This window comes from Streptococcus sp. A69 (assembly GCF_058556195.1).
Genome location: NZ_JBZUJU010000004.1, coordinates 35,995 through 48,771 on the forward strand (window position 1 = coordinate 35,995; position 12,777 = coordinate 48,771).

At 41.4% G+C, this 12,777-nt stretch carries 9 protein-coding genes; 7 read left to right on the forward strand and 2 right to left on the reverse strand.

Features of this window, described 5'->3' with window-relative positions; genetic code table 11:
* Positions 1-54: 54 nt before the first annotated feature.
* From purD to purB, 7 genes are read left to right on the forward strand one after another with little or no spacing between them, the layout of a single operon-like run.
* Positions 55-1,314 carry a phosphoribosylamine--glycine ligase gene (purD, locus tag AC4ME5_RS08355; protein ID WP_033583556.1) on the forward strand — a complete coding sequence of 420 codons (1,260 nt, stop codon included), beginning with the start codon at positions 55-57 and terminating at the stop codon, positions 1,312-1,314.
* 54 nt (positions 1,315-1,368) lie between these two features.
* Positions 1,369-2,562 carry an ATP-grasp domain-containing protein gene (locus AC4ME5_RS08360; RefSeq protein WP_491800492.1) on the forward strand — a complete coding sequence of 398 codons (1,194 nt, stop codon included), beginning with the start codon at positions 1,369-1,371 and terminating at the stop codon, positions 2,560-2,562.
* A gap of 19 nt (positions 2,563-2,581) precedes the next feature.
* Positions 2,582-3,070: a 5-(carboxyamino)imidazole ribonucleotide mutase gene (gene purE / locus AC4ME5_RS08365; RefSeq protein WP_000802563.1), complete on the forward strand. Its 489-nt coding sequence runs from the start codon at positions 2,582-2,584 to the stop codon at positions 3,068-3,070.
* A complete protein-coding gene (gene purK / locus AC4ME5_RS08370; protein ID WP_491800493.1) occupies positions 3,057-4,151 on the forward strand; it encodes a 5-(carboxyamino)imidazole ribonucleotide synthase in 1,095 nt (364 codons plus the stop codon). Before purE ends, purK begins: the two co-directional genes overlap by 14 nt.
* A gap of 56 nt (positions 4,152-4,207) precedes the next feature.
* The gene (locus AC4ME5_RS08375) at positions 4,208-5,341 is read left to right on the forward strand and encodes a GmrSD restriction endonuclease domain-containing protein (RefSeq protein ID WP_491800494.1); all 1,134 of its coding nucleotides are present in this window, start codon (positions 4,208-4,210) and stop codon (positions 5,339-5,341) included.
* A complete protein-coding gene (locus tag AC4ME5_RS08380) occupies positions 5,331-6,305 on the forward strand; it encodes a hypothetical protein (protein ID WP_491800495.1) in 975 nt (324 codons plus the stop codon). The genes AC4ME5_RS08375 and AC4ME5_RS08380 overlap by 11 nt, the downstream gene beginning before the upstream one ends.
* A gap of 33 nt (positions 6,306-6,338) precedes the next feature.
* A complete protein-coding gene (gene purB, locus AC4ME5_RS08385) occupies positions 6,339-7,637 on the forward strand; it encodes an adenylosuccinate lyase (RefSeq protein WP_491800496.1) in 1,299 nt (432 codons plus the stop codon).
* A gap of 57 nt (positions 7,638-7,694) precedes the next feature.
* Here the strand turns inward: purB and strH are convergent, their stop codons facing one another.
* Together strH and AC4ME5_RS08395 are read right to left on the reverse strand one after the other, a co-directional pair.
* Entirely contained in the window at positions 7,695-11,450 is a 3,756-nt protein-coding gene (gene strH / locus AC4ME5_RS08390) for an LPXTG-anchored beta-N-acetylhexosaminidase StrH (protein WP_491800497.1), read from the reverse strand.
* Between the two features lie 294 nt (positions 11,451-11,744).
* The gene (locus AC4ME5_RS08395) at positions 11,745-12,503 is read right to left on the reverse strand and encodes a GntR family transcriptional regulator (RefSeq protein WP_162278992.1); all 759 of its coding nucleotides are present in this window, start codon (positions 12,501-12,503) and stop codon (positions 11,745-11,747) included.
* Between the last annotated feature and the right edge of the window lie 274 nt (positions 12,504-12,777).

Below are 12,777 nucleotides of genomic sequence, written 5' to 3' on the forward strand. Positions count from 1 at the left end.
AAACGAACGTTTATGATATAATATTAGTAAATAATTCGCAAAAGAGGTTGAGAGATGAAGCTGTTAGTTGTCGGTTCGGGTGGTCGTGAACATGCAATTGCTAAGAAGTTGCTTGAGTCAAAAGACGTTGAAAAGGTTTTTGTAGCTCCTGGGAATGACGGAATGACTCTGGATGGTCTGGAATTGGTAAATATCTCTATTTCCGAACATTCTAAGTTAATTGACTTCGCAAAGGTCAACAATATTGCTTGGACCTTCATCGGTCCAGATGATGCCCTGGCTGCAGGTATCGTGGATGACTTTAATCAAGTTGGGCTCAAAGCCTTTGGCCCGACCAAAGCTGCAGCGGAGCTGGAGTGGTCCAAGGATTTTGCTAAGGAAATCATGGTCAAATATGACGTTCCGACAGCAGCCTATGGCACATTTTCAGATTTTGAGGAGGCCAAGGCTTATATCGAGGAGAAAGGCGCTCCTATCGTTGTCAAGGCAGATGGTTTAGCACTTGGAAAAGGTGTCGTCGTTGCTGAGACGGTTGAGCAAGCGGTCGAAGCCGCTCATGAGATGCTCTTAGACAATAAATTCGGTGACTCTGGTGCGCGTGTGGTTATCGAGGAATTCCTTGACGGAGAAGAGTTCTCTCTCTTTGCCTTTGTCAATGGGGACAAGTTCTACATCATGCCAACGGCTCAGGACCACAAACGTGCCTATGATGGTGACAAGGGGCCTAACACGGGCGGTATGGGAGCTTATGCGCCAGTTCCCCACTTGCCAGAGAGCGTGGTTGATACGGCGGTTGACACCATTGTCAAGCCTGTCCTTGAGGGCATGATCCAAGAAGGGTGTCCTTATCTGGGCATCCTTTACGCAGGGCTTATCCTGACAGCAGATGGTCCTAAAGTCATCGAGTTCAACGCTCGGTTCGGAGATCCCGAAACTCAGATTATCTTGCCTCGTCTGACCTCCGATTTTGCACAAAATATCACGGATATCCTCGATAGCAAGGAGCCCAACATCACTTGGACGGATAAGGGTGTGACTCTGGGCGTGGTTGTCGCGTCAAACGGCTACCCGCTGGACTATGAAAAAGGCAAGCCTCTGCCGGAGAAGACAGCTGGCGACATCATAACCTACTATGCTGGGGCTAAGTTTGTGGAAAATAGCAGAGCACTGCTGTCGAATGGTGGACGAGTGTACATGCTGGTCACCACAGCAGATACCGTCTCAGCTGCGCAGGAAAAAATCTACGACCAACTCAAAAGGCAAGACACCACAGGCCTCTTTTATAGGCATGACATTGGTGGTAAGGCTTTGTAAATCAATGAAACTTTTAGCCGTGAGACTTAAATATAGAATTCAGGTGTTTGAAAAATGAAAAATAGGCTGCTATTTTTAGAAGGTTCAAGCTTGACCTCACGAGAAACTTTGACAGTTTTGTTGAAAGAAGGCTATAAAATTGATGTATTATCTCCTAGAAGATTTTCCATTGCACACTTCAGTCGTCTAACCCATAGAGTTCCGATAGTTGATGTGAACCGTTTTCCTGTAGATTATTTGAGACAGGTTAGTCAGTTGCTTCGTAAAACCAATTACAAGGCCATTTTGCCAACACATGAGGAAGGCTGGTTATTAGCAAATGGAAAGCAATTTTTACCTCAATCGCTACCAATCGCCCTTGCTGATAAAGAGCAGTTTGAAAAGTTAGCTGGGAAGATTGCTTTTGCTGAAACTGCGGATTTGTTAGGACTCCCCACACCTAAGTGGGAGCACGTGAAAGATGCAGACTCCATCCGGCTAGACTATCCTTATTGGCTGAAAGCAGATTATGGTACTGCCGGTCGCTCGGTTTATAAGATTTCAAGTAAGAAAGATTTGGCTGAAGTGACGAGCAGATTAACAGCGAGTGATGAGGAATGGATGGTTCAGCAAGACATAGTTGGAGACTATGGTCAGGTTCAAGCAGTGTTTGATCATGGAGAATTACTCGCAGTGCATTCTAGTGTAAAAGTAGGTTCTGGCGCGGGTGGTTCTGCTGCGGCAAGATTAAGCATAGAATCTCAAAGAACGAGAGAGCATGTTGAAAAATTAGGACAATATATACAATGGCATGGTTGTCTAACTTTAGATTTTATACATAGGGGAGACCAATTTTACTATATAGAGTGTAATCCTAGAATGGTAGAGCCTGCTAACGCCTATAAAGCAGGAGTTAATTTTCCAAAAATCATGATAGAACTAGCCAGTCACAGCTACGCTAAATCTGAGGTCATTCTTGGTCAAGCAGGTGTTGAGACGCATAGTCTGATGGCTTTGATTATTGGAACTGCTGAGAAGACGAAAAGTAGAAGAAAAATATTGCAGACAATAAAGTACTGGCTTTTAAGACGTGATAGTGAAGAAGTGTTGACACCTGTTTGGAAGGACTTGCCGAGCATTATACCTCTTGTGACAATTATACTTCGTTTATTGCTAAAACCTAAGAGCGTTGAAAATCTGGTTAATCAGACTGTTAAACATTATAGTGTTGAATCAGCCACTGTAAAAAATATTGAGCAAAAGAATTAGTTTATTCAGAGGAGAAAATATGAAACCAATTATTTCCATTATCATGGGCTCAAAATCCGACTGGGCAACCATGCAAAAAACCGCCGAGGTCCTGGACCGCTTCGGCGTGGCCTACGAAAAGAAAGTTGTCTCTGCCCACCGTACACCTGACCTCATGTTCAAACATGCGGAGGAAGCCCGTAGCCGTGGCATCAAGGTTATCATCGCAGGCGCTGGAGGCGCAGCCCATTTGCCAGGTATGGTAGCTGCCAAAACAACCCTTCCAGTCATTGGTGTACCAGTCAAATCACGTGCCCTTAGCGGTGTGGACTCGCTCTACTCTATCGTACAGATGCCGGGTGGCGTGCCTGTGGCGACAATGGCTATCGGTGAAGCAGGGGCGACAAACGCGGCTCTCTTTGCCCTCCGTCTACTGTCAGTAGAGGATCAGGCTATCGCGACAGCTTTGGCAGATTTTGCAGAAGAACAAGGAAAAATCGCAGAGGAGTCTACAAATGAGCTCATCTAAAACAATCGGAATTATCGGTGGCGGTCAGCTGGGTCAGATGATGGCCATTTCTGCTATCTACATGGGGCACAAGGTTATAGCGCTGGATCCTGCGGCGGATTGTCCTGCCTCTCGCGTGGCTGAGGTCATCGTGGCGCCTTATAATGACGTGGACGCCCTGCGCCAGTTGGCTGATCGTTGCGATGTTCTGACCTATGAGTTTGAAAATGTCGATGCTGACAGTTTGGATGCCGTTATCAAGGAGGGACAACTCCCTCAAGGAACGGACCTGCTCCGCATTTCTCAAAATCGCATCTTTGAAAAGGACTTTCTCGCAAACAAGGCTCAAGTCACTGTTGCCCCTTACAAGGTCGTGACTTCTAGTCAAGATTTGGCAGATATTGACCTTTCTAAAAATTATGTCCTAAAGACTGCGACTGGTGGCTACGACGGGCATGGGCAAAAGGTTATTCGCTCGGAAGCAGACTTGGAAGAAGCTTATGCACTAGCGGATTCAGCAGACTGTGTTTTGGAAGAATTCGTCAACTTTGACCTTGAAATTTCTGTCATCGTGTCAGGTAATGGCAAGGAAGTTACGGTTTTCCCAGTTCAGGAAAATATTCACCGAAACAACATTCTTTCAAAAACCATTGTGCCTGCTCGCATTTCTGAAAGTTTAGCTGAGAAAGCCAAAGCTATGGCAGTGAGAATCGCTGAGCAACTCAATTTGTCTGGAACTCTCTGCGTGGAAATGTTTGCGGCGGCTGATGATATTATTGTCAACGAGATTGCCCCACGACCACACAACTCTGGGCACTACTCTATCGAAGCTTGCGACTTCTCCCAGTTTGATACCCACATTTTAGGTGTTCTGGGAGCATCATTGCCGGAAATTAAATTACATGCACCTGCCGTCATGCTCAATGTTCTCGGCCAGCATGTCGAGGTTGCTGAAACATATGTGACAGAAAATCCAAGCGCCCACCTACATATGTATGGTAAAATAGAAGCGAAGTACAACCGCAAAATGGGACATGTGACTTTGTTTAGTGATGAACCGGATAAGGTTGAGGAGTTTGGGAAAGAAGAATTTGGAAACTAGAATATAAAATATAAATGTTGTTATATTAACCAAAAAATCGTAAGGAGAGTGCGAAAGTGTCAAAAAAGGAAACAGGAATAGAACAAGTTGATATGCAATCTGATGAACTATCTAGTATTGATGAAAGTGTATTTAAAATTAGGTATTGGAATACGACATATACATTTGATAGAATATCTCAACTTTATAAAAAAAGAAAGTTTGTTATTCCTGACTTACAGAGGGCATACGTTTGGACACAAGATATGGCTTCACGATTAATCGATTCTATTTTACTTGGAATACCTCTACCAAATTTTTTTATTTACAAAAATGAAGATGATACAAATGATATTATAGATGGTTTACAGAGAATTATTACAATTTCAACATTCATAAATGAAGAAAATCTCCCCGATAAAAAAGTCGTTTTTAGATTAAGTAATAATAACTCAGTGAGTTCTAAATGGCGAGGAAAATCATTTGATGAATTAACATCAGAAGAGCAGGATCGATTGAGAGATGGTGAAGCAAATATTGTTTTTTTTGAACAACGTTTTCCATCAACAAGAAAGAATGATATAAAAAAACATGTATTTGAAAGAATCAATACTGGTGGAGTTAAGCTGACTTCTCAAGAAATAAGAAATGCCCTATATCCAGGTGATTTGATGGAAAAAATAAAAGAATTATCTGCTAGATGGAGTAAACTTGAAAGACGTTTTACTGAAAAAGATTATAAAAAGTATAAAATAGATGAATTGATTCTACGAATAATTACTGTCGATAGTATTGTTAGTAATAATTATGAAGGATTAGTAAGGAATAATGCCGGGAAGATTATCCGTTCTCCAATCTCAACATCCATCATATTGAAAAATCAACTTGATTGTTTTATGGAAAAATATCAAAGCGGTTATAAGGATATAGATATTTTTGATAAGGCATTGACTACATATTATTCAGATGAATATCAGAATTTTCTAGGTCGAAATAAAAATAATATAAATGCAGTGTATGCTGAAACTGTATTTATACTTCTAATGTCGGCGATTAGAAGCGGTGAAAGAATTAACTTTACTGAAAAAAGTTACGATAAAATTAAGAATTTAGACTCAGATAAAAAGCTTCCCTTTACTCGTAGAACAACAAATATAAGTAATTTACGAATGCGCATTGAAATTTTTAAAGAAATATTGAGTGGGGATTGAAATGAGGCGTTTTTTTGTAAGCTTGCCAAACTATCTTGAAGAAGATATTTGTTATATACAGTCGGAGTTAGATAGATTGGAAGAAAAGTTAGTAACAAAAGATGAGGAGAATAATATTGAGAAACGTCATCTAATTCTTCTTATAGCAACATTTACTGAGCAAGCTTTAAAATTGTTCAGAGATGATATTGTAAATGCTAATGAAGAAATTCCTGCACATATTAAAAAATATTTTGAATTGAAAAATGAAAAGGAGCCTCTTTATGTAAAGAAAAATAGTGGAGATTCTATTTTTACAAGCTTTGGTATAGATGTAGATAGTATTACATCTCAAAAAATCAACCAAAATAAACGTATAATGTTTTTTGAAGGGAATTCAGATTTAATTGAGTTTGAAAAAATAATCAATAAAAATAGAAATATGGCGGCACACGAAACTCAGCCAAATTTCACATTGAATTTTTCTAAGATAAAAAAATTTTATGATTATTGTTTGTTATTTTTAGAACATTATTATCAACAGTTGAAGTCAATTATAAATGATAGAAATGAAAGAAGTATTTTCTTTTCTATAGATAGATATACGGAATACTTTGTGAAGGAATTTTCCGAGGGGATTGAAATGTTTTATTTAAAAAACAAACCTTCGACAAATATCAATTCAAAGGTTAAGGAACAATTTTCAAAAGATGAGTGGGAGATAGTTTTTAAACAATTTCTTATGATGGATGACTCAAAAAAGGAAGATAATAACTTCCTAAAGTCAGGTATCCCAGAATCGGAGTTTACAATATTATCTCAAGACTTAATGAGGCCTAGAAGGGAATGGAGAGGATTAGGTGGTCAAGTTGCTATGGAGTCAAAGTGTTCTCGGTTAGCAGATATAGCAAAGGATAACAGAACATTTATAAAATTTCCGATAAAAATAAAAGATAAAGAAATATTTTTTGGTAGAATAAGATAAGAAATATTTTGTAGAATATTAAGGAGAAACAACATGATCAACCGTTACTCTCGCCCCGAAATGGCGAATATTTGGAGTGAAGAAAATAAATACCGTGCTTGGCTTGAGGTGGAAATCTTGGCTGACGAGGCATGGGCTGAGTTGGGGGAAATCCCTAAGGAAGATGTGGCTTTGATTCGCGAGAAAGCGGACTTTGACATCGACCGTATTTTGGAAATCGAGCAGAAGACTCGCCATGATGTGGTGGCTTTCACGCGTGCGGTTTCTGAGACTCTTGGTGAAGAGCGCAAGTGGGTCCACTATGGTTTGACTTCTACTGACGTGGTGGATACGGCCTACGGTTACCTTTACAAACAAGCCAACGACATCATCCGTCGTGACCTTGAAAACTTCACCAACATCATCGCTGACAAGGCTAAGGAACACAAGTTCACCATCATGATGGGGCGTACCCACGGTGTGCACGCAGAGCCTACAACTTTTGGTCTTAAATTGGCGACCTGGTACAGTGAAATGAAGCGTAACATCGAGCGTTTCGAGCATGCGGCTGCTGGTGTGGAAGCTGGTAAGATTTCTGGTGCGGTGGGTAACTTTGCCAACATCCCACCATTTGTTGAGCAATATGTTTGCGATAAACTTGGTATCCGTGCTCAAGAAATTTCTACACAAGTCCTTCCTCGTGACCTTCACGCTGAGTACTTTGCAGTTCTTGCCAGCATTGCGACTTCAATCGAACGTATGGCGACTGAGATTCGTGGTCTTCAAAAATCGGAACAACGTGAAGTGGAAGAGTTCTTTGCTAAAGGTCAAAAAGGATCTTCAGCAATGCCACACAAACGTAACCCTATCGGTTCTGAAAACATGACTGGTCTGGCGCGTGTTATCCGTGGCCACATGGTGACAGCCTATGAAAACGTCGCTCTCTGGCACGAACGTGATATTTCCCACTCATCAGCTGAGCGTATTATCACACCAGATACAACTATCTTGATTGACTACATGCTCAATCGTTTTGGAAATATCGTCAAGAACTTGACGGTCTTCCCAGAAAATATGATCCGCAACATGAACTCAACTTTCGGTCTTATCTTTAGCCAACGTGCCATGTTGACCTTGATTGAAAAAGGCATGACACGTGAGCAAGCCTATGACTTGGTGCAACCAAAAACAGCCTACTCTTGGGATAACCAAGTAGACTTTAAACCGCTTCTCGAAGCAGATCCAGAAGTGACATCACGCCTGACTCAAGAGGAAATCGACGAAATCTTCAACCCTGCATACTACACCAAACGAGTGGATGATATCTTTGAACGTATCGGACTTGGTGATTAATCCTAACAATAAAAAGCGAGATTCAATCTCGCTTTTTTGTATTCTTGTCGAAGGGGTTTAATCTTCTTTTCTCTTAGTGAGTCCGTAGGCTGCTAGTGTGGCCATGAGTCCTACTGCGACCAAGCTTGCAGAGTCTTGACTTCCTGTTGCAGGGAGTTGTTTTTCATCTGCTTTGCTAGTAGTTGGTTCAGATTGCTCAGCTTTCTCAACGGCAGTTCCGACTTCGACAACTTGAGCGACCGCTTCCTGAGATACCGCACTATTGACAAGGGTTCTTTCTTCCTTGCCGTCAGCAGTGGTGCTAACAGAGTAGAAAATCGTACGGCGGCCATTTACTCCGGAAACGACGACTTGACTTTGTCCTTTTGGCAATTGCGGATTTTCACGTGTCACGGTAGTGAAAGGAATCTCTTCTTCTTGGATGTCTAGTCTAGGTTTTGCTTCTGCAGCTGGGGCAAGACCGTGTTCATCCCCTTTGTGAGTAATAGGGGCGCCGATTTCAACCACTTGGGTCACAGGTTCTTTGGTTACTTGGCTATCTAGAACAGTTTCTGTTTGTTTCCCATTTTCAGTAAGGACAGATATGTAATGAGTGCGTTCGCCCTCTACACCTGGTGTGATGATCTTTTCCTGACCAGCTGGGAGATTTGGATTTTCCTTCTTGATGACCCCAAATGGAATCTTTTCTGCTCTTGTGATGAGTTCCGGTTTGGTTTCAACATTGGCAGCTAGTTCGTTTTCATCGAGGCTTCCTGAGTGGGTTGCTGCTGGTTTGAGGTCTAGGCGGGCTGCTTTGAGCTTGGCTACGAGAGCGTCTAACTCGGCTTGTTTGCTCCGGTTGAGGTTGTAGTTGAGAGCTTCTTTAGCTGCATTTAGGGCATCCAAGCTTTCCTTGCTGTATCCATCCAAGTTTGCAGGGATTTGAGCAAGTTCCTCACGGAGTGCATTGTAGTTAGCGCGGAAGTAGTCTTTGTTATGGTCTGCAAAGGCAGTCATGAGTTCAAAGATTTCTTCTTCCTTGTACTCAGCACTTGGTTTATCTGCCCAGATAGCAAGCATGCTTCCAACGGTTGGAAGGTCTACTTCTGGATACTTGGTAGATGCAAGCTGGTTAAATGGTGTTTTTTTAGTGTTTTCAATTGCTTTTTTGAGGAAACCGCCACCATCTTCAGGTTTTTGGCCGAGAATATAGTACCAGTCTCCGTTAGTATTAAGGAATTTGTAGCCTTTGCTTGCCAGGTACTGAGGAGATGCAAGGTTGTAACCCCACCATCCCTTAGACCAGTAAGAGATGATGACATCCTTGTCAAACTCAACATCATCCTTGTCTTCATAGTAGAAACCATCGTTGAAGGCCATTGGTTGAAGGCCTCTTTCTTTGGCCATGGCAGCAAGAGTGTTAGAGTACTCAGCAAACTTGCCATAGAGTCCATACCATTTGAGGTAGTACCAGCCTTGAGCGTTGGTGGCATCATTGGCATATTCGTCTGTACCGTAGTTGAAGATCTTCGTTTTGCCTGCAAAGAAGTCCATGTACTTACCGATGAGGGCTTTAACAAAGTTCATCGCCTCTTCGTTTTCGAGATCCATGGTTGTTTTGGAGACTTTATCAAAATTAGCTTGAGGGTTTGCGATGCCTAATTTTTCCATAGCAACGAGCATGGCATCCATGTGACCTGGGCTGTTGATCGCTGGGATGAGTCCGATACCTTTTGATTTTGCGTACTCGATCAATTCAGTGATTTCAGCTTGGCTAAGAGTGGTTCCGTTTGGATCATCGTAGTAAGCTTTTGTTCCTTCGATGATGGCCTTTTTGACATCGTCACTTGCATAAGTTTTTCCGTTAGCTGTGATGGTCATGTCATCAAGGAGGAAGCGAAGTCCATCATTTCCAAGGAGAAGATGCACATCAGAGTAGCCGAGCTCGCTCGCCTTGTCTACGATGCGTTTGAGTTGGTCGAGCGTGAAGTACTTACGTCCAGCATCGATGGAGATTACCTTGTTTTTGGCAAGTTTCTCAACTTCGCGTTTCGCGTCTTCTTCTTTTTGAGCTTCTGGTGTGAAGGTCAAATTGCTTACAGCTTCTTGGAGTTTTGCGATTGCTTGATCAATAGTGTCTTGTTGGGCACGGCTGAGGTTGCTATCGATTGAGCGAATGGCTTTTTCAGCTTCTTTGACAGCTGCTACACTTTCTGCAGTATAGCGGTTAAGGTCTGTTGGTACTTCTTTCAGAGCTTGCTCAGCAGACTCATAGTCAGCTGCGAAGTATTCAGCATTGGCATTTGCGAAGCTACGCATGAGTTTGAAGAGGCGTGATGGTGAATAGCGTGCAGATGGGGTATCTGCCCAAGCAGCTACCATACCACCGATGAACGGGATAGTAGCCCCATCAGATTTTGGTATAGAAGTGATTGGAGTGTTCTTGATACCATTGAGTCCTTGGTCGAGGTTGTACCAGCCTTGTCCATCGGCATTTCGTCCGAGAACGTAGTACCAAGCATCGTTGGTATTAAGGATTTGGTGGCCTTTTTCAACTAGAAGTTTAGAAGAAGCGACGTCGTATCCGCCCCATCCACCAGTCCACATAGAAACGATGATGTCTTTGTCAAAGGTTCCAAAGCTAGTGTCGCTATTGTAGTAGATACCGTCGTTAAAGGCCATTGGTTTGAGACCATGAGATTTGACGATGCGAGCAAGGTCATTGGCGTAGGCGATAAATTTCTCGTATCCTCCTACAGGGTACCCTTCATTTGGATAGTATTTATCAGCCTGGAGAACGCTCCAACCTTTGGCATCTGTAGCATCGTTAGCATACTCATCCAGTCCGATATTGAAGATGTCAGTTTTGCCAGCGAAGTAAGCAGCATACTTGTCGACTAGAGCTTTGGTAAATGCAACCGCTTCTTTGTTATCAAGGTCAACGGTACGAGCAGATTCCTTACCAAAGTAGTTGAAGTTCGGTTTTTGGATACCTAATACTTTCATGGCATGCAAAATCGCATCCATGTGACCAGGGCTGTTTACAGTTGGGATGAGACCAATGCCTTTGTTTTTAGCATAGTTAATCAAGTCCGTCATCTGACTCTCTGTCAAATGGTTGCCGTTTGGATCCTTGTAGTAGGCATCGGTTCCGTTTTCGAGTGCACGTTTGACATCATCACTTGCATAGGTTTTGCCATTGGCTTTGATCGTCATGTCGTCCAACATAAAACGCATGCCATCATTTCCAACTAGTAGATGAAGATCAGTATAACCGTAGTGTTTGGCTTTGTCGATGATTTCTTTGAGTTGATCTGGAGAAAAGTACTTGCGTCCAGCATCAATTGAGATCATTTTTCTTTTAGCCAGTTTTTCATTTACCTGAGGTGCTCGTTCAGTGTTAGGAGTGGATACTGCAGGTGTGACGGCTTCATTTTTCTTTTCTGAAGAAGTGCTTTCAGCAGGAGTTTCAGCTGGGGCGGGGCTTTCTTTCTCGGTAGTAGGAGTTGGACTAGCATTTTCTGTCACAACTGGTGCGCTTGACTCTTCTGTTTTTGGAGCAACTGTTCGAGGAGCCTCCTGGTCTTCTTTGACCTCCTCTTTTACAGGTTTGTCAGCCTTTTCTTCCAGTTTTTCTGGAACCTTGGAGTCTACAGCTTCCTTGACTGCCTGAGGATTCTCCTGAATAGTTTGAACAGTTTCCTCAGCTGTTGGAGCTGGAGTAATTCCGTCGGCAGCTACGACTTGTGCGCTAAAAGCAAATCCTATAAGTACAGAAGCTGCCCCAGCCGCGTATTTACGAATGGAGAAGCGCTGTTTCTTTTCTAGTTTCATGACAAAACCTCCTTGTTATTATTATGTATGATAGCGTTTACATAAAACCGATTTTATTTTATTATCTAAGGAGTAAAATGTCAAGTGGGTTTATATAAGAACTATAATAAATAGAGGAAATCATAAGATTTAGAAGAAAATTATTTCCAGAAATAAGAAAGAGAAAGCTAATATTTAACTTGTTTTTAGTAAAAACGCTACTAATTAAATAAGAACCCTTCATAGCGTTCTCACAACCTCTTTCTCGTGCTATAATGAATATAGAAAAAGCCTGAGCTGGGCTCAAGCTTTCTCTTAATGACCTCGATTACATGAGAGGAATTTAATTTTGTAGTAGTCTGCTCGCTTATACGTTTCACTATAGGCGAGGACTTGGCCAGTAGCCTCAAGTTTAGTAGTCTTCGTTTGGAAGACAGTTGGAAATTGCGTATCGATTCCAAGTACAGAAGCAACATGCTCTGGTGTTGGGAATGCGATTTCATTGATTTCCTCAAAATGTTCATCGTTCATGTGAATGCGGTAATCCAATTTGAAGCGTTTATAGATAGAACTATAATAGTCAAGATTTGGATAGTTGGCATTGATGTATTGTTCAGGAATATAAGATGTGTGGTAGATGTAAGTTACGCCATTTGTTTGACGGGTACGTTCAATTTTGTAGTAGAACTGATCTCCACGTAATCCAAGCTTCTCTAAGTATTCAAGCTTGTTTCCGCGCTCGATAGAAAGGACAGTAACTTTATCGTCTTTGGTTTCAAAGATTTCAACATCTGAAAACTCAACGAGTTTGTGCTTACGTGCACGTGAAACGAAAGTCCCTTTCCCTTGTTGGCGGACAATATAGCCGTCTTTTGCAAGGTCATTCAAAGCACGCACAACAGTGATTGAACTAACATCATACATCGCGATCAATTCTGCTTCTGTATAAAATTTATCCCCACTTGCAAATTGACCTGAAATGATTTTGTTTTTTAATTCATCTTTAATATATTGGTATTTTGGAATAGCCATAATTTCACCTCGATTCTCTTTCTCCAGTCTTGATTTTACCATAAATACAGACAAAATAGTAGTATTTAGGTAAAAAAATTAAAATAATAGACTAAAATGTTATGTTGCATGTAAAAAATTCCATTTAATAACCTTGTGAATTATCATACATTAAAATATCGCTTTCATGCTATTTTTAGATAATTTTGGTAAATGGTAAGTAAAAAAATAGAAAAATTTTAAAGAATTTTCTAAAACCTATTGACAAATGCAAAAGATTTGATTATATTTAATATTATAATAAATGAAAGCGCAAACTTAATTCGTCAGAGGTGGT